Raw genomic sequence first — 20,564 nt, 5'->3', positions numbered from 1 at the left:
AGCTTACGGGCCTCTTTGTTTGTCCGCTCGGGCATTCCGCCCGGACATCAGGGAGCGAAATGTCCCCATTCACGTGATGGGCTGGTGGGGCGCCCGTCCACCCTTTGAAACGGCGGCCCCCGCCCGCTCCGACCTGCGGATCAGGTGGGGGAGGCGGCGCGGGGCCGTCCGGTGTTGCGCTCGTCACCCCGTCCGCCCGCTGCCTGTCGGGAGTGGCCCAAGCGGCGGCGGGTCCCGCCGTTCCGCGACGCGGACCTCGGATTGACGGACAGAGCTCTTTAGGTGAGCCTTACCTTGCTTTGGCGTGGCGGACGGTGCCGCGCCCCCCGTTTTCCCCCGGAGCCCGCCCCCATGTCCTCACCGGCCGCCAGACTCTCCCCGCGCCCCCTCCGCCTCTACGACTCCTGGTGGACCGTGGCGGCGGGCGCCCTGTGTGCGCTGGTCGTGCTGGCGGCGGCGCTGTGGTGCTCCCTGCACGTGCGGACCGACGCGGCCCTGCACACCGCAGCGCTCTTCGCCCACCTGGCCTCCCTGGTGCTCGGCTTCGGCGCGGTGCTCTCCGCCGACTACCACGGCCTCCTGTGGGCCACCGGCCGCTGCGCCCTGGACGAGGTGGTCGCCGCCACCGCCCGCCTGCACGTGCCGATCTGGGCCGGCCTCGGCGGACTCGTGGTCAGCGGGCTGATGCTGCACCCCGACGTCCACTCCCCGCTGACCCTCACCAAACTCGGCCTGGTCGCCGCCCTCACCGTGAACGGCCTCCAGGCGGGGCTGCTGGGCCGCCGCCTCGAAGCGGCCGACGGGGAGACCGGCCGCGGGCTGCTGGTCTGGGGCGGGATCACCGCCCTGGTCTCCCAGGCCTGCTGGTGGGGCGCGGTCGTCATCGGCTTCCTCAACACCAACGGCTGACCGCGCCGCACGGCGCGCACCGCCCCGAGGTGACATCCCGCCCGGCGCCACGCGCCCCCGGGGGAAAGGCCGTGGCAGCATCGGCGCCATGCGCTACCGATACGCCACCGAGGCCGACGCGCCCGCCCTGGCCCGGCTCTTCGCCGCCAACCACCACGACGCCCTGACCGAGGAGCAGCGCTCCGCGCAGGGCTTCGTCCAGGGCACCTTCGACGCCGCCACCCTGCGCGACATGGCCGCCGCCGACGAACTGCTGGTGGCCGACGACGGGCAGGGACGGATCGCCGGGCTGCTCGCGCTGTCGGTCGCCGCCGACATGGTGGACCCGCCGGCCGCGGTGACCGGACTGCTGCGGGCCCAGGCCGGCCTCGTCTGGCAGGGGCGCCCGCTGGACGCGGTGCCGTGGCTGCTGTACGGGCCGGTGGTCGTCGACGCGGCCTTCCGGGGGCACGGCGTGGCCCGGGGCCTGTTCGCGATGGCCGTCGAGGCGTCGGCCGGCCGGGCGCAGGCCCTGGTCGCCTTCATCGAGGCGGGCAACGCCCCCTCCTGGCGGGTCCACGTGGACGCCTTCGGCATGACCCCGCTCGGGGACTACACCGTCTCGGGCCGCACGTACCACGCCGTCGCCGCTCCCGCCGGCACGACGGCCTGACCGCCGGGGGCCCGGTGCGCCGTCAGCCCTCGATGATCACCAGCGGGAGCTCCCGGGGCCGGGCGGCCTCCCGGTAGTCGTCGAAGAGCGGCCACAGCGCCGTCATCGCCTCCCAGTACGTCTCCCGTTCCTCCGGGCCCGCCGTCCGCGCCCACGCCGCGAAGGCCGCGGTGCCCACCTGGACCCGGACCGCCGGGTGCGCGACGAGGTTCCCGTACCAGGAGGGGTGGCGCGGACCGCCCGTGCCGGCGGCCACCACCAGCAGCCGGCCCGCGTCCCGCCCGTAGATCAGCGGGGTGCGCACCGCCCGGCCGGAGGTCCGGTCGAGGGTGGTCAGCAGCAGGGTGGGGACCCCGTGCCACAGGTGCCCGTCCCTGCCGCCGCTCGACACGTACGTCCGCACGTGCTCCAGCCGCGGCCCCGGGCGGGGATCCACGGGGTGTTCCCAGTCGACGGCGACGGCGACGCTGTTCATCTGACCTCCGTAGGGCGTCCCCCCTACGGCTAACGAGTCTTCACCGGTTCTGGATGCGCCGCCCCCGCCGCCCACCCCCGCCGCGCGGGCGTCCCCGTACGGGACCGGCCCCCGGACCGGCCACGGCCCGGGGTGGTGACCCCGGGCCGTGGTCCACGGCAGCGCGCTCGGCCGGCCGCGGCTACGGCAGGTAGCGCTCGATGACGGACGGGCCCTTCTCCTCGATCAGCTTCCGCGCCTTCTCGACCCGCTCCGGAGTCGGGTCGTGGCCGGTCGCCATCACCAGGTCCTCGGGGTCGTACGGCCGTTCACCACCGGTGAAGAGCCGGTCCGACCGGGTGGGCTGCTCGCTGGTTTCACTTTCCATCGGATACCTCCTACGGTGCCCCAGGCCCCCATCCTCCGGCCCCGGCCCCAAGAACGCACGTCGGCGCCCCCACCGCCGCCTCAGCCGATCACCAGCGTCGCCAGCGCGCCGATCGCTACCAGCGCCCCGCAGATCGACAGGTTGACCCTCCGGTGCTCCCAGAACACCGCGACGAACTCGCGCAGGGTGGCGCTCGGCAGGAAGTAGCGGGCCGTCGGCGAGCCCACCACCTGCCCGTTGACCCCCGCCTTGCGGGCCATCATCGCGGCCCGGAACGCGTGGAAGTTGTTGGTGACCACCACGCAGCGGTACTCCGGGTCGTCAGCCAGCATGATCTCCTTCGAGAACAGCATGTTCTCCTCGGTCGTCCGCGACCGGTCCTCCAGCGTGACGTGCTCCGCCGGAACCCCCTCGGCGATCAGCCAGTCCGCCATCGCCCGGGCCTCCGCGACCCGCTCGTCCGAGCCCTTGCCGCCCGAGGTCAGCAGCACCGGCGGCCGTGAGCCGCGGGCCAGCTGGGCCTCGTAGATCTCCTGCCCCTTGCGCAGCCGCGAGGCCAGCAGCGGCGGCACCCGGTCCCCGCCGATCAGCCCGGAGCCCAGCATCACCACGTGGTCGACGTCCCCGCGCACCTTGATCCGGCCATAGAGGAAGGCGTAGCCGAGGAAGCACAGGAAGACGAAGGACACGTAGGCCACGACCAGGGTGAGGGTGGCCGCCATGCCGGTCAGGACGGTGGAGTGGAACATCGGGACGGCGACCAGCAGCGCGATCATGCCGAAGATCCCCAGCCCCGCCAGCATCGACAGCAGATTGGCCGGACTGCGCCCCTCCTTGCGGACCATGGTCACGCCGTTGGCTATCAGGAAGCCGCCGATCGCCATCGTGCCGAGCGTCGGCGCGGCGAGGGCGAGCCCGATGATCGTCAGGGCCGCCCATCCCGGCAGGGCCGTCACCTGGAAGAGCAGGGCGGCCGAGAGCGTGATGAACGTCAGCCCGAACAGCACCGCGTTCAGGAAGCGGCGGCGGTCCTTGTAGGCGCTGACGCACAGGGCGAGGAAGAAGAGGGCGGGGAGGGCGAAGGCGGCCATGCGGCTCATCGTATGTGCCGGGTGCGGGGCCCCGACCGGGACGAAGGTCCTGCCCGAACGCCCTACCGGCGGTGGGGCGTTCTCCGGACGGACCGGCCGGCCAGCACATCGGTCCGCCGCCCGTCCCGCATGACGAACCGGCCGTCGATCAGCACGTGCGGGATGCCCGACGGCAGCCTCCGCGGCTCCTCGTACGTGGAACCCGCCGCCACCGTCTCCGGGTCGAAGAGCACCAGGTCGGCCCGGTACCCCTCGCGCACCAGCCCCCGGTCCGCCAGCCGCAGCCGGGCCGCCGGGCGGCCCGACAGGTGCGCCACGCACTCTTCCAGGGAGAGCACGCCCAGCTCGCGTACGTAATGGCCGAGGTAGTGCGGGAAGGTGCCGTACGCCCTCGGGTGCGGCTTCGCGCCGTGCAGGATGCCGTCCGAGCCGCCGGTGTGCACCCGGTGGCGCATGATGGCCCGGACGTTCTCCTCGTGGCCCACGTGCTGGAGGACGGTCGTGCCCAGCCGGTCGCCCAGCAGCAGCCGGCGCGCGCCCTCCCACCCGTCGAGGCGGGTGCCGACGCGGTGCGCGTACGCGGGGTCCGCGGTGCCCGACACCTCCACCGCGGACCAGTCCACCGGCACCCCGTGGCACCCGTCGGACCCCTCCACCTCCAGCGCGTACCGGATCCGCGCGGCGGTGGCGTCGTCGGCCAGCCGCGCCAGCAGGGCCCCGGGACCGCCCTCGTGCGCCCAGCCGGGCAGGAGGGCGGCGAGGGTGGTGCAGCCGGGGGTGTAGGGGTAGCTGTCGAGCGTGACGTCGGTCCCGGCGGCGAGCGCCCCGTCGAGCAGGGCCAGCAACTCGGGGGCCCGGCCCTCGTTCTCCGCGAAGTTCATGGTGGCGTGCGCCAGGTGGAGGGCGCAGCCGGTCTCCCGGGCGAGGGCGAGCATCTCCGCGTAGGCGGCGAGGGCGCCGCGGCCGTACGAGCGGTGGTGCGGGCAGTAGTAGCCGCCGTAGCGGGCCACGACCGCGCACAGCTCCGCGAGTTCGGCGCCGGAGGCGTACATGCCGGGGGTGTAGGTGAGCCCGGAGGACATCCCGACGGCCCCGTCCTCCAGCCCCTCGGCCACCAGCCGCCGCATCCGGCCCGTCTCGGCGGGGGTGGCCGGCCGGTCCTCCCAGCCGAGCACGTACGCCCGTACGGTCCCCTGCGGTACGAGGTAGGCGGCGTTGACGGCCACGCCCTCGTCCAGCCGGTCGAGGTACTCCCCGACGGTCCTCCAGTCGAACGCGATGTCCTCCCCGGACCCGTTCCACCCGGCGATCGCGGTCCGCACCTGGACCAGGGTCCGCTGGTCGACCGGCGCGTACGACAGTCCGTCCTGGCCCAGGACCTCCAGCGTCACGCCCTGGGCGGCCTTCGCGCTGTGGTCCGGGTCGCGGAGCAGCGCGAGGTCGCTGTGGGCGTGCATGTCGACGAATCCGGGCGCGAGGACGAGCCCGTCGGCGTCGACGGTCCGCCGGCCGCCGCCGGGCAGCCGCCCGACGGCGGCGACGCGCCCCTCGTGCACGCCGACGTCGGCGCGGTACGAGGGCCCGCCGGTGCCGTCGGCGACCCGCGCCCCCCGTATGACGAGGTCCATGACCTGGAGGTCCCCGGCCTAGAAGAAGGTCCGCACGTACTCGCGGACGGCCCCGTCGGCGCTGACGACCGGGATCAGCGGCCACTTCTCGAAGATGGTGCAGGGGTGCGACATCCCGAGCGCCACCCAGTCCCCGACCTGCACGTCCTCGGCGGAGTCGGTCTCCAGCCAGGCGTGCTGGTCGGACAGCTTGACCACGCGGACGCCGGTGGCGGGCCGCTCGTCGCCGGTGAACGCGTCGCGCACCAGCTCGGCCTCCGGCAGCCCGAGGTCGTAGGCGACGTCGCGCTTGCCGGCGTTGACGAACGCCTGGGTCGGGGACGGGCGCGACACGACCTGCGTCCAGAGCCGGAACGCGGGCCGCAGCCCGCCCTCTTCCGGGACCCGGTTGAAGGGGGTCAGGCGGCCGTACCAGCCGTGGTCGTGGGAGACGTACGCGCCGGAGCGCAGCAGCTTGAGCACGGGCCGGGACAGCGCGGGCAGCTCCTCGAACACGTCGGCGACGGCGTCGAACCAGGCGGAGCCGCCCGCGCTGACGACGATCTCCTCCACGTCCGCCCCGAAGCGCCCGGCCTTGTCGAACTCGACGGCGAGGGCGGTGAGCCGGCGCAGCCAGGCGTGGACCTTCTCCGCGTCCGCGTCGGGGACCTCCGCCTCGTATCCGGCGACGCCGACGAGGCGCAGGGTGGCGGTGGCGGCGACGGCGTCGGCGACGGCGCGGCAGTCGTCGTCGCTGCGCGCCCCGGTCCGGGCCCCCTCGCCGGCGCCGAGCTCGACGACGACGTCCACCCGGGCGCCCTGCCCCTGGAGGGCGCGGTCCATGAGCCGCACCCCGCGCACCGAGTCGACGTAGCAGACGAACCGGAAGTCGGGGTCGGCCGCGAGCTCGGCGGCGACCCAGCGCAGGGCGGCGGGGTCGACGAGCTCGTTGGCGAGGAAGATCCGCCGGATCCCGAAGGCGCGGTAGACGCGGGCCTGGTGGGGGACGGCGGCGGTGATGCCCCAGGCGCCGTGTTCGAGCTGGCGCTCGAAGAGCTGGGGGGCCATGCAGGTCTTGCCGTGCGGGGCGAAGGCCAGGTGGTGGCGGGCCGCGTACTCGCCGAGGACGGCGAGGTTGTGGGCGAGCGCGTCGGCGTCGAGGGTGAGGACCGGGGTGGTGAACCCGCCGGTGTGCAGGTCCCGGGCCTGGCCGGCGAGTTCGCCGACGGTGAGGCCGGCGGCGGTGGCGTCCGGGGGGAGGCCCTTGAAGCGGTGGTCGACGGGTTCGGCGGCGAGGCGTCGGACGGCGTCGCTGGGCATGGGGCCTCCTGGTGGTGCGGGTGGTGCCTGTGGTGTAACACCGGTTACGACGGGGGGTCAACGGTCCCGGTTCCGCCAGGGGCGGCGGCCCCACGCGGCGGCCCCGCCCCGGGGGAGCCGCGGGGCCGCCCTCCGGGCGACGACGGGAGTTCGACGACAGGCCCTAGCGAACCGCTCGAACGGCGGCCACCGCCAGGCCGTGCCGCTGACACCATCGGGGCGGAGCACCACACATCCCATCGACCCCACAAGAGGACCCCGTGAGCGAGAAGACCGCCGTCACCCCCGAGTCCCACCCCGCCCCGCCCGCGAAGTTCTCGCACGGCGTGCGCAAGGGCAACATCCTCCAGGTCGCCGGCCAGGTCGGCTACCTGCCCGCCGTCGAGGGGCAGGCGCCCGCCGTCGCCGGGCCGGGCCTGCGCGAGCAGACCCTCCAGACGCTGGAGAACGTCCGTTCCGTCCTGGAGGCGGGCGGCGCGAGCTGGGACGACGCCGTGATGATCCGCGTCTACCTGACCGACACCGCCCACTTCGCCGAGATGAACGAGATCTACAACGCGTACTTCGACGAGCAGGGCGTCAAGGTCCCCGCCGCCCGCACCACGGTGTACGTCGGCCTGCCCGCGGGCCTGCTGATCGAGATCGACGCCCTCGCGGTGCTCGGCTGACCGGAACACGAAGGCGGGGCGCCCCCCTGGCGGCGGGGCGCCCCGGGTCACCCGGCCGCGCCTACGCGCAGTACTGGGCTTCCTTGCCGATCGACCGGTACATGCAGTCCGCGTTCTCCAGCAGCTGGAGCACCGCGTCCTTGTTGCGTGCCGTCTCACGGTCGATGACCTCGTCGGGCGGGTAGAAGCCGCCGCCCCCGCCGGTGTCGGACGGGTACATCTCGAAGGTGTAGGCGAAGATCTTCTGCGTGCCCCACAGCCAGTCGTCGATCGTGCCGTCGGTGATGTACAGGTCGCTGGACTGCTCCGGCGTGTAGCCGTTGCTGGCGGCCATGCTCGTGCCGATCTTCTTGTACACCGCGAGGTCGTCCGCGGTCAGGCCCGGCGCGGTGTCGTTGTACGTCCACCCGAAGGGCCACAGCACGAGCTCGCTGTAGGTGTGGAAGTCGATGGCGGCCTTGATCTGCTGCTTGCCGCCGACGATCCGGCTGCGCACGAAGTCGGAGACCACCTTGACCTCGGGCGCCGACGCGGCGGCCGGCCCGCGGTAGGTCTCGGAGCTCTTGCTGCTGCTGGAGCCCCCGCAGCAGCCCCACTTGTAGTCCCAGTTGCGGTTGAGGTCGGTGCCCACCGCCGTGGAGCCGGAGTTGGGCTGCCGGTTCTTGCGCCAGGAGCGGTAGGAGCCGGTGGCGATGTCGTACTCGCCGCCGTCCGGGTTGAGGTCCGGGACGATCCAGATCTCGCGGTTGTTCACCATGTTGGTGATCCGGGAGTCGCTGCCGTACTTCGAGCCGAACTCCTGGAGCAGGTACAGGGCCATCTCGACGGTCAGGTGCTCGCGGGCGTGCTGGTGGGCGGTGAAGAGCACCTCGGGCTCGTTCTCGTCCGTGCCGACGTTGTCGCTGATTTTGATGGCGACGATGTCCCGGCCCTGGTACGACTTCCCGATGACCTGCTTGCTCATGATCCCGGGGTACTGGGCGATGCGCTGGTCGATCTCCGCGCTCGCCTCGGAGTAGTTGTGGTACTTGGAGTCCGCCGAGGGGAAGTCCATCGGGCGGGTGGCGACGCCGCGCTCGGAGCGGTCCGGCGGGCCGGCCAGCGCGGTCAGCTTGTAGCCGCGGGCGCGCAGGGCCTTGGCCTGCGCGGCGTTCGCGCTGACCACCACCGAGCGGGCGTCGACCTCGTCGATGGAGACGCCGCTGCTCAGCAGGGCGGTGCGTTCGGCGGCGGTGGACGGTCCCTGGACCTCGTACTGGACGACCGCCTCGTCCTGGGTGGCCGTCGAGGGGGTGGGCGGCGGTGCTGCCGTCGCGCTCATGCCGTAGGCGGGTGCGCCGAGCGCGAGCGCCAGCAGGGCGGCCGTGACGGCGGCCCTCCGGCGGGTGTGGAGCCGCATGCGTTCTCCTGGGTGGAGTGTGGGGGTAGCCGTGCGGACGCGCACAGCGTGCTCTTGTGGCATGTCCCGGTCAATAGCCCCGCGCGTACCCGGCCGGGCGCACCGGACCGAATCAGCCACCCCCACACACCTACCGCCTACGGCAGCCCGTGGACCTTCGGACCCACCGCGTTCGACCAGGTACTACCCGCCTTGGCGTCCCAGTTCGTCGACCAGGTCATCGCCCCGCGCAGTCCCGGCCAGGTCTTCGAGGGCTTGAAGGAACCGCAGTTCGTGCCGCGTGCCAGGCAGTCCAGGGCGTTGTTGACGACGGTCGGCGAGACGTAGCCGCTGCCCGCACCGCTGGGGGAGGCCGGGACGCCGATGCCCACCTGCGAGGGGTCGAGGCCGCCCTCCAGCTGGATGCAGGCCAGCGCTGTCAGGAAGTCCACCGAGCCCTGGGAGTAGACCTTGCCGTCGCAGCCGTTCATGGAGCCGCTGTTGTAGTACTGCATGTTCACGACGGTGAGGATGTCCTTCACGGCCAGCGCGGTCTTGAAGTACCCGCCCTGGGTGGACTGCATGTCGATGGTCTGCGGGGCCATCGTCAGGACCAGCGAGGGGCCCGCCTTCGCGGCCAGGGAGCGCAGGGCCTGGGTCATGTAGGTCGGGTTGAGGCCGTTCTCCAGGTCGATGTCGATCCCGCTGAAGCCGTACTCCTGCATCAGGGCCCAGGCCGAGTTCGCCAGGTTCGCCGCGGAGGCGGAGTCATTGACCGAGATCGTGCCCTTCTCACCGCCGATGGACAGGACGACGGACTTGCCGGCCGCCTTCTTCGCGGCGATGTCCGCCTTGAACTGGGCGACCGTGTAGCCGCCGAGGCCGGCCGAGTCGAGGGTGAAGGAGATCGCGCCGGGCGTGGTCGTGGCGTCGGCGAAGGAGACGGCGATGATGTCGTACTGGGCGGAGACCTCGGAGAGCTTCTGGACGGTCGCCCCGTTGTCGAAGTTCTGCCAGTAGCCCGTCAGGGCGTGCTTGGGCACGGACGGGTTGGGGTTCGGGTTGCCCCCGCCGCCGGTGGTGGTGCCGGTGACGGGCGGGGACTTGGGTCCCTCCCCGGCCGCGTTGTACGCGCTCACCTGGAAGGAGTACGAGGTGCCCGCGGCGAGCCCGCCGATCTGCGCCGAGGTGCCCGTCAGCGTCTGGACGCGGACGCCGTCCTGGTAGACGTGGTAGCCGCTCGCCCCGCCGACCGCGTTCCACGAGAGGGTGAGGGAGCTGTTGCCCTGGCCGGAGACCGTGGCCGCGGAGGGGGCGCCCGGGAGGCTCGGGCCGGGGTCGGTGCCGCCGCCCCCGTCGGGCCCGAAGACGCTGAACTCGTCCGCCAGGTAGGCCGGCTGGCCGTACCAGCCGTGGGTCCAGACGGTGACCCGCGTGGTGTTCGGTCCGGTGGTGAAAGTGGTGGACAGCTTCTGCCAGCCGCCGCCCGAGCCGGGGGTCCAGGTGGAGACGTCCTGGGTGCCGGTGCCGGTCGCGCCCAGGTAGACGTACGAGCCCTGGACCTGGGCGCTGAGGGTGTACGTCGCATTCGGCCTGACCGTGACGGTCTGGCTGCACTGGGCGTTGTCCTGGCCCGCCGGGGTGGCGCGCAGGGCGCCCGAGCCGGCGTACACGGGCGAGGGGACGACGGTGCCCGAGCCCGCCGAGCAGGACCAGTCGGCGAGGCCGGACTCGAAGCCGCCGTTGCGGGCGACGTTGACGTCGGCGGCCCGGGCGGGGCCCGCCGCCAGGGCGGTGAGCCCGCCGGCGGCCAGGGTGGCGGCGACCGGCAGGGCGAGGGCGCGTATGCGGTTCACGTGGACTCCGTGGGGGGAGTGGAGGGGTGGAACGGAAGGGAGTTCGAAAGGGTTCGAGGGGCGGGGAGTGGGGTCCCCGCGACCGAGGGCTGGCGTGCAGCCAAGTTGGTCCAGACCAATCTCGGTGTCAAGGGTGTTTGCGAAGTGGCTTGAAATGAACGGGCTCCGGCCCCCGGTTGTCCAGGTTTTCGCCACCTGCGACATGTGCTTCCGGCACGGGAATTCCCAAGCCCCTGACCTGCGCGGGGTGACGCGGATATGGTGCTGGGGCAAGGGGGAAGGCGCGTCGGACGTTTGCGGTCGCGCAGTGCCGTGCGCGTGCCCGCGGGCGCGCGCGCCTACGTGACGGCCGGGCCAACGGCCGTCGCGTACAGGGTGAACGGGGGGATTCGCGTGCCGACCGCCATCGCTGTCACCAGTGCCGATCTGGTGCTGCCCGCCCCCGACCGGCACACCCCCGGCGCCGCCGTCCTGCGCCCGCCCGGCGAGGCCGACCTGGAGCGCGCGCTCGCCGAGACCACCGCCCTGCTGGAGCGGCACGGCCACCTCGTCGCCCTCGTACCGCCCTGGCTGCCCCCGGCGACGGTCCGCCGGATGCACACCGTCCGGGCCATCCTGGAGACCGACCGGATCGCGCTCCTGGACATCGACCTCCCGCCCCTGGGCACGGCCGTGCTGGCCCGTCAGCTCCGCCAGCTCAGCGTCAGCGACCTCAGCCCCGGGGTGCTCGCCTCCGCCGCCCGGCTGCTGTCCCACTACGTCTACGCGGGCGCGCTGCTCGGCAGCGTCGCCAAACTGGACCGGATCCCCGTCGGCCTCAAGGCCCACGCCCGCTCCTGGTCGCCGAGCGCCCAGTTCGCCGTACTGGCCCACCCGCAGCCGCACCTGGCCCGGCTCGGAGCCTCCGCCGCGCCCGCCCACGGCGGCGTCCTGCCCCCCGGCCCCGCCTTCGCCACCCACCTCACCTTCGCCCGCGGACAGCTGGCCTCCGACTGGGTCACGACCGAACTCGCCTCCGCCTGGAAGGTGCAGGGGGTCATGGAGAACCCCCTGCCGGCCGACTCGGCGCGCTGGTGGGCCACCCCCAAGCTGGTCGAGTTCGCCGCCGCCATCCCGGACGTCTCCGTCCTCTACCAGCTCGTCGCCTCGGTCCGCCGCGAACAGTGCCGCTGGTGCGGCTTCGAGCTCATCGGCGACCGCTGCGGCTTCTGCGCCGCCCCGCTCGCCGCCCCACCGCCCGGGGACGACGCCGCCTCCCCGGCCCGCACCCGCACCAGATCCGGATCCTGACCGCCCGACCGAACGAAGAACGGCGAGGTAAGACGGCCCATGAACTCACGCCAGCGCCGCGGCGTCATCCTGCTGCTCCTGTCGGTCCTGTGCGCCCTCGCGGCGTTCGCCGGGGTGCTCGTGGTGATCGGCGACGTCAACTCCAAGGTCGGCGCCGAGGTCGTCGCGTACCGCGTCAAGGGCGACATCGCACCGTACAGCGCCCTCACCGCAGGCCAGTTCGAGGAGGTCAAGGTCCCCAAGCGGTGGCTGTCGGACACCGCCGTCAGCGACCTCGGGGCCCTCCGGGGCAAGATCGCGCTCACCACCCTGAAGAAGGGTTCCCTGCTCCAGAGCGACATGTTCGTCGACAAACCGCAGCTCCAGGCCGGTGAGCAGGAGATCGCCATCATGATCGACGCGGCCACCGGGGTCGCCGGCAAGATCACCTCGGGTGCCAAGGTCAACATCATCGCCACCTTCAAGGGCGCCAAGGAGTCCGACCCCTCCCGCTCCGTGATCATCGTCGCCAACGCCCGGGTCCTGGGCGTCGGCAAGCTCACCGCCCTCGACAAGGACGGCGACAAGAAGGGCCCGGCCGAGGCCGTCCCGATCACCTTCGCCCTGAACACCAAGGACACCCAGCGCGTCGCCTACGCCGAGTCCTTCGCGGAGCACGTCCGCCTGGCCCTCGTCGCCCCCGGCACCGACTCCGCCCCCGGCCCGGCCGACCGCACGTACACCCTCGACGGGGACAAGTGAGGCGCGGATGACCACTCGAATCCTCCCCGCGGCCGGTGACGCAGACGCCGCCCGCTCCATCGTCGCCCTGCTCAGCCAGCTGCCCGACGCCGAACCCGCCCCGCCCGTCCCCGACTCCACCTCCCTCCTCGACGCCCTGGGCCGGCTCGCCGCCGACTCCCTCGACGAACTCCCCGAGGTCGTCCTCGTCCACGAGCGGATCGGACCCGTCCCGGCGCTGGAACTCGTCCGCGAGGTCGCCCTGCGCTTCCCGGCCGTCGGCGTGGTCCTGCTCTCCTCGGACACCGGCCCCCAGGTGTTCTCCGCCGCCATGGACTCCGGGGCCCGGGGCCTGGTCGGCCTGCCCCTGCACTACGAGGAGCTCGCCGCGCGCGTCGGCGCCGCCGCCCAGTGGTCGGCGGGCGTACGCCGCCACCTGGGCCGGGGCGCGGAGGCCGTCTCCGGGCCGGGCGGCCGGGTGGTCACCGTCACCGGTGCCAAGGGCGGCGTCGGCACCACCTTCACCGCCGTCCAGTTCGCCCTGGCCGCGGCCGCCTCGGGACGCCGTACCGCCCTCGTGGACCTCGACCTCCAGGCCGGGGACGTCGGCTCCTACCTCGACGTGCAGTTCCGCCGCTCCATCGCCGACCTCGCCGGCATCCAGGACATCTCGCCCCGGGTCCTCCAGGACGCCGTCTACGAGGACCGCACCGGCCTGGCCCTGCTGCTGGCCCCGGCGGAGGGCGAGCGGGGCGAGGACCTCGACGAACGCGCCACCCGCCAGGTCCTCAGCGCCCTGCGCGCCCGCTACGAGCTGGTCGTCGTCGACTGCGGCACCCAGGTGACGGGCGCGAACGCCACCGCTGTGGAGCAGGCGGACGTGGCCGTCCTGGTCACCACCCCGGACGTGGTCGCCGTACGGGCGGCCAAGCGGATGGTACGGATGTGGGAGCGGCTCCAGGTGCGCAAGCCGGAGGACACCGCGATGGTCGTCAACCGCTGGAGCAAGCACACCGAGATCCAGCCCTCCCTGATCGAGAAGATCACCAGGACCCGCCCCACCCGCACCCCCGTCCCCGCCGCCTTCAAGGAGCTCCAGGGGGTCGTGGACGCGGGCCGGGTGCAGGACCTCGACAACCGCTCGACGGTGAAACAGGCCCTGTGGGCGCTGGCGGGGGAGCTCGGACTGCTGGCCGCCCCGCAGCCGGGGCCCGCGGCCCCCGCGGCCGCCGCCGGCACCGGCTCCGCGCTGGCGGTCCGCGCGGCGGGGCCGGTGGCCCGGCTGCGGCGCGGCCGGGAGGGCTGAGCGGTGCCCGCGCGCAGGTCCCCGCGCAGGGACCGGGGGCAGGTGGCCGTGGAGTTCGTCGGCATGGTCCCGCTGATCCTGCTGATCCTGGCGGCGGTGTGGGAGTGCGTACTGATCGGATACGCCTTCTCCCTGGCCGGCAACGCCGCCGACGAGGGCGCGCGGGCGGGCGCGGTCCACGGCGACCGGGGCACCTGCGAGGCGGCCGCCGCCGAACACATCGGGGGAGCGTGGGGCATGTCGGCGGACTGCGCCGCCGCCGGAGACATCTACAAGGCCACCGTCAAGCTCAAGATCCCCGTCCTCTACCCCGGCCTGAACTTCGGCGAGATCACGGGCACGGGCGGCGCGGCGATGGAGAAGGAGGCGCCGTGAACCGGTACCGGCGACGGCCACGACCGAGGCCCCCGCTCCGCGGCGACCGGGGCCAGGTGGCCCTGGAGTACATCGGCTTCATCCCGATCCTGCTGTTCGTCGCCCTCTGCGGGATCCAGCTGGGCTGGATCGCGTACGTCCACGAGCAGGCCGACACCGCCGCCCGCACGGCGGCCCGCGTGGAGGCCCGCAAGGGCTCGGGCGGGGAGGCGGCGGGCGTGGCCGCCGTCCGCGGGGGCCTCGCCCCCGACGTGAAGGTGCGCAAGGACGCCGACGCGGTCACCGCCACCGTGACCATCAGGATCAACAGCATCGTGCCCGGACTGGGCATCGACGACGCCAAGGCCACCGCCGTCATGCCGAACGACGACCCGGCCGGAGGAACCCCATGAGCCTGCGTTCCCGGGTCAACGCCCCCGACGACCGCCACAGCCCCCGCGAGGACGGCCGCCTCGTCTCCTCCTACCGCGCCAAACTGCTGGAGGAGATCGACCTCGCCGAGATGTCCGCGCTCGCCCCCGCCGAGCGCCGGGCCCGCCTGGAGCGGGTCCTCGGCCACATCATCAGCCGCGAGGGCCCCGTCCTCTCCACCGCCGAGCGCGCCCAGCTGATCCGCCGCGTCGTCGACGAGGCCCTCGGCCTCGGTGTGCTCGAACCGCTCCTGGAGGACGCCTCCATCTCCGAGATCATGGTCAACGGCCCCGACCAGATCTTCGTCGAGCGCGCCGGCCGGGTCGAGCAGCTGCCGATCCGCTTCGCCTCGCACGAGCAGCTGATGCAGACCATCGAGCGCATCGTCTCCACCGTCAACCGCCGTGTGGACGAGGCCAATCCGATGGTCGACGCCCGCCTGCCCAGCGGGGAGCGCGTCAACGTCATCATCCCGCCGCTGTCCCTCACCGGCGCCACCCTCACCATCCGCCGCTTCCCGCGCGCCTTCACCCTGCACGAGATGATCGCCCTCGGATCGCTCGACGAGCAGATGCTGCTCCTGCTCTCCGGCATGGTCCAGGCACGGATGAACCTGATCGTCTCCGGCGCCACCGGCACCGGGAAGACCACCCTCCTCAACGCCCTCTCCGGCCTGATCCCGGAGGGCGAGCGCGTCATCACCATCGAGGACTCCGCCGAGCTCCAGCTCCAGCAGGCCCACGTCATCCGCCTCGAATCCCGCCCGGCCAACGTCGAGGGCAAGGGCCAGATCACCATTCGCGACCTCGTCCGCAACTCCCTGCGCATGCGCCCCGACCGCATCATCGTCGGCGAGGTCCGCGGCGGCGAGACCCTCGACATGCTCCAGGCCATGTCCACCGGCCACGACGGCTCCCTCGCCACCGTCCACGCCAACAGCTCCCAGGACGCGCTGATGCGCCTGCAGACCCTCGCCTCCATGTCGGAGGTCGAAATCCCCTTCGAGGCGCTCCAGGACCAGATCAACAGCGCCGTCAACGTCATCGTCCAGCTCACCCGCTTCGGGGACGGCTCGCGCCGCATCACCGAGATCGCGATCCTCGACTCGCACGGCCGCGAACCCTTCCGCACCACCACCGTCTGCCGTTACGTCGCCCAGCCCATGGCCGCCGACGGGCGCGTGCACGGCCACTTCGCCTACGCCCCCCTCCCGCGCCGGATCGCGGAGCGCCTCTACATGAACAACCAGCCGATCCCCCAGGCCTTCGGGGTCGCCCCGCCCGAGGACCGCTTCGACCCGCTGACCTCCCGGACCGTCCTGTGACCGACCTCGTCCTCCTCACCCTCGGCGCCACCCTGCTGGCCGGCCTGTTCGTCTCCCTCGGGGTGCACTTCTACTCCGCCGGCCTGGCCCAGCGCGCCGCCCTCGTCGAACGCCTCGCCGCCGACGGCGTCCCGGAGGCGCCCGGCCGCCGGCGCCGCTTCCCCGGCCTCGACCGGCGCCTGCGCCGGACGAAGCTCGGCCGGCGCATCGAGGTGAAGCTGGGAACCACCGGCCTGGACCTCACCCCGGGCGAGTTCTTCGCGTACGTGCTGATGGCGGTCGCCGGGGTGTGGCTCGTCGCCGCCGCCCTCCTGGCGCCCTTCTTCGGCCCGGTCGCCGGCCTGATCGGCCTGTGGGCCGCGAACGCCTTCCTCACCTGGCAGCGGGCCCGCCGCACCGAGCGGTTCATCAACCAGCTGCCGGAACTCGCCCGCATCCTCGCGAACGCCACCCAGGCCGGGCTCGCCCTGCGCACGGCCATCGGGATCGCGGCGGAGGAGCTGGAGGCCCCGGCGGGGGAGGAGCTGTCCCGGGTCGCGGACCGGCTCGCGGTCGGTCACTCCATCGAGGAGTCGCTGGGGGAGATCGTGGACCGGCTGCCGTCGCGGGAGCTGGTCGTCCTCGTCTCCACCCTGGTCCTGTCGGCGCGGGCGGGCGGCGCCATCGTCGGGAGCCTGCGCAACCTGGTGGTGACCCTGGAGCAGCGCAAGGAGACGCGCAGGGAGATCCGTACGCAGCTCTCGCAGGTCACCGTCACCGCCTACCTGGTCCCGGCGATCGGGCTGGGCTCGCTGCTGCTGGTCGACATGATGATGCCGGGCGCGCTGGACCGGATGACCGGCGCCCTGATCGGGCAGACGGCCGTCCTGATCGCGCTGGGCCTCTTCACGCTCGGCTTCGTCCTCATCCGCCGCCTGTCGAAGATCGACGTCTGACGGGAGGACGACGAGACCCGTGAACCCCTACCTTCCGGTCCTCCTCGCCGCGGCCGCCGCCCTCGCGGTCTTCGGCATCCTCCACGGCATCCGCCTCTACCGCGCCGACGTGGAACTCCCCACCGACCTCGCCCTCGCCCTGGAGGTCGGCGCCTCCCGCACGACCGCCGTCGGCTCCCTGGTCGACCGCCTCGGCATCCGCTGGGCGCCGCTGGTGCTGCGGCTGATGGGCCCCGGGCAGGTGGCCCGCAAGCGCGCCCAGATCGACCGCGCGGGCAACCCGGCCGGCCTGACCATCGACCGCTACGCCGCCCGGCGCGCGGTGTACGGCTTCCTGGGCGCCCTGGGCGCCTTCGCGATGCTGCTGAACGGCCAGCTCGTCGCCGCCCTGTTGATGGTCGCGTTCGGGCTGTTCTGGATCGAGGTCGGACTGTGGTCGGCGATCCGGGTCCGCCGCGACGACATCGAGCGCACCCTGCCCGACTTCCTCGACGTCCTCGCGGTCGTCGTCAGCGCGGGGCTGGGCTTCCGGCAGGCGCTGGAACGGGTGGCGGCCAAGTACGAGGGCCCCTGGGCGGACGAGGTCCGCATCACGCTCCAGCAGATGGACATGGGCGTGAGCCGCCGCCAGGCCTTCGACGAGCTCCGCCGCCGCAACGACAGCGAACAGGTGGCCCAGTTCGTCACCGCCCTCCAGCAGGGCGAGGAACTGGGCTCCCCCATCGTCGACACCCTGATCGCCATCGCCGAGGACATGCGCCGCACCGATGCCCAGAACGCCCGCCGCCGCGCCGCCCGGGCCGTCCCGAAGGCCACGTTCGCGGTGACGATGTTCATGCTGCCCGGCACCCTGATCCTGCTGGTCTGCGGCTTCGTCTACGGCGCCAACGTGGACTTCGGCGCCCTGCTGGGCGGTGGCTGACGATGCCCTCCCCGACGTCCCCGGCCTCCTTGGCCTCCCTGGCCTCCCTGGCCTTCCCCGCCGCCGGCCGTCCGGCCGGGCGCACGCGCCCCGCCGCCGGTGCTCCCGCGGCGGCCCCCGGCTCTCCGCTCCGCCTCCGGGCGAACGCCCTGCGCTCCCTGTGCCGCCAGGTCTTCGCGCTCCGCCTGGTGATGATCCCCCTGGGCGCGCCCCTGGCCCTGTCCCGCACGGCCCACGGTGCTCCGATGTACCTGGTGTCCGGGGCGGTCGTGGCCACCTTCATGCTGTCCTACGCCCTCTTCCGCGACTGGGAGCGCTGCGGCCCGCTGCTGCTGCGCCACCGCTGGCTGCTGGCCGCGGACATGGCCCTGGGCGCCCTCCTGCTGGTCACCGCCACCCCCGCCTCGCCGCTCGGCCTGGTGGCCCTCGGCACGCCGCTGCTGGCCGGGCTGGTCTACGGCTGGCGGGGCTCGGCGGTGTACGCGGCGGTGCAGACGGCGGTGGTGGCCGCGCTGGGCGGCGGCCTGCTGCTGTGCCTCCTGTGCGTCCTGTCGGGGGCGGCGGGCTCCTCGGTCCGCGACTTCCTGGTCCGCCTCACCGAGGCCCGGGCCCAGCTGGCGGTGGCCGAGGCCGTCCGCGCCGAACGGGACCGGCTGGCCCGGGAGATGCACGACTCGGTGTCCAAGACCCTGCACGGCCTGGCCCTGACGGCCGACGCCCTGACCCTCGCGCAGGACCCGGCGGCGATCCGCGTCCAGTCCGCCCTCCTGGCGGTGGCGGCGCGCCGTGCGGTGGCGGAGTCCCGCGCCCTCCTGACGGACCTGCGCGAGCCGCTCGCGGACGTCCCCCTCCTGCCGGCCCTCCACCGTCTGGCCGGCCCGGGCACGACCGTCCACACCCCGGACTCCCTGCCCGCGCTCCCCGCGCCGGTGGCCCACCACCTGCTCTCCCTCACCTCCGAGGCCCTGGAGAACGCCCGCCGCCACGCCGGTGCCACCCGCGTGACCCTGACGGCGGCGGCCACCCCCACCCGCCTCACCGTCACCGTCACCGACGACGGCCGGGGCCTGCCCGCCGGGGGACCGCCCCCCTCCGTCCCGGGCCACTACGGCCTGCTCGGCATGCGGGAACGCGCGGCGGCGATCGGGGCCGACCTCCTCCTGGGCCCCCGCCCGGACGGGGCCCCGGGAACCCGCGTCCACCTGACCCTCCCGCTGGAAGGGAGCCCCTGATGCCCGGCCTCCGCGTCCTGATCGCCGACGACAACCCGGTCGTACGGGCCGGCCTGGCCGCCCTGCTGGCGGCGGCGGGCGGCATCGAGGTGGCCGCCGAGGCCTCGGACGGCCGCGAGGCCCTCAGCCTGACCCGCCGGCACGCCCCCGACCTGATCCTCCTGGACGTCCGCATGCCGGGCGTGGACGGCATCTCGGCCCTCCCGCACCTGGTCCGCCTGGCGCCGGTCCTGATGCTCACGTACAGCCGGGAGCCGGACATCGTCCGGGAATCGCTGCTGCTGGGCGCGGGCGGCTATCTGGTCCACGGCGAATTCACGCCGGACGACCTGGTGAGGGCGGTCCACGACGTCCGCGAGGGCCGCCCCCACTTCACGCCATCCCCGGCGGCAACCCTCCTCTCCACCCTCCGCACCTCTTCGCAACCGCAACGCGGTGTGGCACAGTCGGCGGATCGGCTGCACAACTCCGCTGTGTTCGGGTTGAGTTCGCGGGAGGTGGAGATCATGGACCTGATCGCCTCCGGGATGAGCAACCAGCAGATCGCGGCGGCGTGCTTCATCAGCGAGAAGACGGTGAAGAACCACATCAACCGCATCTTCGCCAAGCTCCAGAGCACCACCCGGAGCGAAGCGATAGCCCACTGGCTGGGAACCGCCCGTCCGGGGGTGAGTGGACGTGGGTAGACACGGTGCGCAGTGGGTCCGTAATTGGGCCCCGGGACCCTTGGTTATCACTCGTCACTCGCCGTACCGTCCGCAGATCAACAGCGGCACCGGCCCGGGAGGGAACCCCCATGTCACACAACTCGCTGCTGAAGGCTTCGGTCGGGGCGAAGATCCGCCTGGCCGGCTGGACGGACACGGCGGTGTCCCGTCTCCGCAAGCGCTACGCGAACCCCGACCGGGGGCAGACCGCGTTCGAGTACCTGGGCATCATCCTGGTGGTCGTGGTGATCATCGGCGCGATCGTGGGCTCCGGCATCGGCTCGGAGATCACCAAGCGCATCAAGGAGGCCGTCACCAACATCAAAGCCGGGTGATGACGGCGCGCGTGCTGTCGTCGCCCGATCGGGGGCAGGCCTTTCCGTTGTACGTCGTGATGGTGGCAGGCCTGCTCTTCGCCGCCCTCGCCCTGTTCGTCATCGGCCAGGCAGCCGTCACCCGCAGCGATGCGCAGGGCGCGGCGGACGCGGCTGCCCTGGCGGCCGGAAGGGAAGCCCGCGACCGGGTCCTGTTCGGGCTCGACCTCACCGTGCTGAAGCCCGAGGACTGGTCGAAGATCGTCGACGCGGACTATCTCAAGTCGAAGGGCGCCTGCACCCAGGCCGACGTCTTCGCGGCCCGCAACGGCGCCAAGGCGCGGTGCGAGGCGTCGCCACCGAAGTTCACCGTGACCGTGGAAAGTGACCGGACGGTCGGCGATTCGGTGATTCCGGGTACCGGCAGCATGCACGGAACGGCGACGGCCACTGCCGTGGTCGAGTCGAAGTGCCGTCTGGACGGGGTGGCCGACCCGGGCCCCACGCCCACCGCGCCTGCCGGAGGAAGCACACCGGAGCCCACGCCGACCGCGTCGGCGGCTCCCACGGTCACCTTCACCTGCGACAAGGGCGACCCGATCAAGCTCGACCCGATGAAGCCGGGCTCCCTCCGTGAGCTGGGCAGGAAGCTCTTCAGCGTGCGTCTCGTCAACTGACGGGGAACGAGAGACAAGGAAGCGTTCC

The 20,564-nt window shown here is 73.1% G+C and carries 22 protein-coding genes; 15 read left to right on the top strand and 7 right to left on the bottom strand.

Going from position 1 to position 20,564, the window contains the following annotated elements; all coding sequences use genetic code 11:
• The first annotated feature begins 351 nt into the window (after nucleotides 1-351).
• Both WDV06_RS01360 and WDV06_RS01355 read left to right on the top strand, forming a co-directional pair.
• Nucleotides 352-909 carry a hypothetical protein gene (locus WDV06_RS01360; RefSeq protein WP_395507703.1) on the top strand — a complete coding sequence of 186 codons (558 nt, stop codon included), beginning with the start codon at nucleotides 352-354 and terminating at the stop codon, nucleotides 907-909.
• A gap of 88 nt (nucleotides 910-997) precedes the next feature.
• Complete coding sequence (locus WDV06_RS01355; protein WP_395507702.1) at nucleotides 998-1,561, top strand: GNAT family N-acetyltransferase; 564 nt, start codon at nucleotides 998-1,000, stop codon at nucleotides 1,559-1,561.
• A 22-nt stretch (nucleotides 1,562-1,583) separates the two neighbouring features.
• Here WDV06_RS01355 and WDV06_RS01350 read toward each other — a convergent pair whose 3' ends face one another.
• The 5 genes from WDV06_RS01350 to WDV06_RS01330 all read right to left on the bottom strand — a co-directional run bounded on the left by WDV06_RS01350 (nucleotide 1,584) and on the right by WDV06_RS01330 (nucleotide 6,421).
• Nucleotides 1,584-2,036, bottom strand: a complete 453-nt coding sequence (locus WDV06_RS01350) for a nitroreductase/quinone reductase family protein (protein ID WP_395507701.1) — start codon at nucleotides 2,034-2,036, stop codon at nucleotides 1,584-1,586.
• Nucleotides 2,037-2,217: 181 nt separating this feature from the next.
• Entirely contained in the window at nucleotides 2,218-2,403 is a 186-nt protein-coding gene (locus tag WDV06_RS01345; protein WP_395507700.1) for a hypothetical protein, read from the bottom strand.
• 80 nt (nucleotides 2,404-2,483) lie between these two features.
• Nucleotides 2,484-3,494: a YdcF family protein gene (locus WDV06_RS01340; RefSeq protein ID WP_395507699.1), complete on the bottom strand. Its 1,011-nt coding sequence runs from the start codon at nucleotides 3,492-3,494 to the stop codon at nucleotides 2,484-2,486.
• Between the two features lie 62 nt (nucleotides 3,495-3,556).
• Nucleotides 3,557-5,122 (bottom strand): N-acyl-D-amino-acid deacylase family protein, encoded by a 1,566-nt coding sequence (locus WDV06_RS01335; protein WP_395507698.1) that lies wholly within the window; start codon nucleotides 5,120-5,122, stop codon nucleotides 3,557-3,559.
• Nucleotides 5,123-5,140: 18 nt separating this feature from the next.
• On the bottom strand, nucleotides 5,141-6,421 hold the full coding sequence (locus WDV06_RS01330; RefSeq protein WP_395507697.1) for an alanine racemase: 1,281 nt from the start codon (nucleotides 6,419-6,421) through the stop codon (nucleotides 5,141-5,143).
• Between the two features lie 260 nt (nucleotides 6,422-6,681).
• Here WDV06_RS01330 and WDV06_RS01325 point away from each other — a divergent pair, with 260 nt between their 5' ends.
• On the top strand, nucleotides 6,682-7,089 hold the full coding sequence (locus WDV06_RS01325; RefSeq protein WP_395507696.1) for a RidA family protein: 408 nt from the start codon (nucleotides 6,682-6,684) through the stop codon (nucleotides 7,087-7,089).
• Nucleotides 7,090-7,150: 61 nt separating this feature from the next.
• On the opposite strand, the gene WDV06_RS01320 is transcribed toward WDV06_RS01325, so the two are convergent.
• Both WDV06_RS01320 and WDV06_RS01315 read right to left on the bottom strand, forming a co-directional pair.
• Nucleotides 7,151-8,488, bottom strand: a complete 1,338-nt coding sequence (locus tag WDV06_RS01320; RefSeq protein WP_395507695.1) for a M14 family metallopeptidase — start codon at nucleotides 8,486-8,488, stop codon at nucleotides 7,151-7,153.
• Nucleotides 8,489-8,625: 137 nt separating this feature from the next.
• Entirely contained in the window at nucleotides 8,626-10,323 is a 1,698-nt protein-coding gene (locus WDV06_RS01315) for a chitinase (RefSeq protein ID WP_395507694.1), read from the bottom strand.
• 393 nt (nucleotides 10,324-10,716) lie between these two features.
• On the opposite strand from WDV06_RS01315, the gene WDV06_RS01310 reads away from it, so the two are divergent.
• From WDV06_RS01310 to WDV06_RS01255, 12 genes are all read left to right on the top strand, one after another.
• The gene (locus WDV06_RS01310) at nucleotides 10,717-11,613 is read left to right on the top strand and encodes a hypothetical protein (protein WP_395507693.1); all 897 of its coding nucleotides are present in this window, start codon (nucleotides 10,717-10,719) and stop codon (nucleotides 11,611-11,613) included.
• 39 nt (nucleotides 11,614-11,652) lie between these two features.
• Nucleotides 11,653-12,354, top strand: coding sequence for a Flp pilus assembly protein CpaB (cpaB, locus tag WDV06_RS01305; RefSeq protein WP_395507692.1), 702 nt, complete (start codon nucleotides 11,653-11,655; stop codon nucleotides 12,352-12,354).
• Nucleotides 12,355-12,361: 7 nt separating this feature from the next.
• Nucleotides 12,362-13,639, top strand: a complete 1,278-nt coding sequence (locus WDV06_RS01300) for an AAA family ATPase (RefSeq protein WP_395507691.1) — start codon at nucleotides 12,362-12,364, stop codon at nucleotides 13,637-13,639.
• A 3-nt stretch (nucleotides 13,640-13,642) separates the two neighbouring features.
• A complete protein-coding gene (locus tag WDV06_RS01295) occupies nucleotides 13,643-14,014 on the top strand; it encodes a TadE/TadG family type IV pilus assembly protein (protein WP_395507690.1) in 372 nt (123 codons plus the stop codon).
• The gene (locus WDV06_RS01290; protein ID WP_395507689.1) at nucleotides 14,011-14,406 is read left to right on the top strand and encodes a TadE/TadG family type IV pilus assembly protein; all 396 of its coding nucleotides are present in this window, start codon (nucleotides 14,011-14,013) and stop codon (nucleotides 14,404-14,406) included. Before WDV06_RS01295 ends, WDV06_RS01290 begins: the two co-directional genes overlap by 4 nt.
• The gene (locus WDV06_RS01285; protein WP_395507688.1) at nucleotides 14,403-15,749 is read left to right on the top strand and encodes a CpaF family protein; all 1,347 of its coding nucleotides are present in this window, start codon (nucleotides 14,403-14,405) and stop codon (nucleotides 15,747-15,749) included. Before WDV06_RS01290 ends, WDV06_RS01285 begins: the two co-directional genes overlap by 4 nt.
• Entirely contained in the window at nucleotides 15,746-16,684 is a 939-nt protein-coding gene (locus WDV06_RS01280; RefSeq protein ID WP_395507687.1) for a type II secretion system F family protein, read from the top strand. Before WDV06_RS01285 ends, WDV06_RS01280 begins: the two co-directional genes overlap by 4 nt.
• Nucleotides 16,685-16,703: 19 nt before the next feature.
• On the top strand, nucleotides 16,704-17,606 hold the full coding sequence (locus tag WDV06_RS01275; RefSeq protein WP_395507686.1) for a DUF5936 domain-containing protein: 903 nt from the start codon (nucleotides 16,704-16,706) through the stop codon (nucleotides 17,604-17,606).
• A gap of 2 nt (nucleotides 17,607-17,608) precedes the next feature.
• Complete coding sequence (locus tag WDV06_RS01270) at nucleotides 17,609-18,838, top strand: sensor histidine kinase (protein ID WP_395507685.1); 1,230 nt, start codon at nucleotides 17,609-17,611, stop codon at nucleotides 18,836-18,838.
• Complete coding sequence (locus WDV06_RS01265) at nucleotides 18,838-19,524, top strand: response regulator (protein WP_395507684.1); 687 nt, start codon at nucleotides 18,838-18,840, stop codon at nucleotides 19,522-19,524. Before WDV06_RS01270 ends, WDV06_RS01265 begins: the two co-directional genes overlap by 1 nt.
• 110 nt (nucleotides 19,525-19,634) lie before the next feature.
• The gene (locus tag WDV06_RS01260) at nucleotides 19,635-19,880 is read left to right on the top strand and encodes a hypothetical protein (RefSeq protein ID WP_395507683.1); all 246 of its coding nucleotides are present in this window, start codon (nucleotides 19,635-19,637) and stop codon (nucleotides 19,878-19,880) included.
• Nucleotides 19,880-20,536, top strand: coding sequence for a pilus assembly protein TadG-related protein (locus tag WDV06_RS01255; RefSeq protein WP_395507682.1), 657 nt, complete (start codon nucleotides 19,880-19,882; stop codon nucleotides 20,534-20,536). The genes WDV06_RS01260 and WDV06_RS01255 overlap by 1 nt, the downstream gene beginning before the upstream one ends.
• The last annotated feature ends 28 nt before the right edge of the window (nucleotides 20,537-20,564 follow it).

It is taken from the genome of Streptomyces racemochromogenes (assembly GCF_044129415.1).
Taxonomy (GTDB): domain Bacteria; phylum Actinomycetota; class Actinomycetes; order Streptomycetales; family Streptomycetaceae; genus Streptomyces; species Streptomyces racemochromogenes_A.
This window is presented reverse-complemented; position numbering and strand designations above follow the sequence as displayed.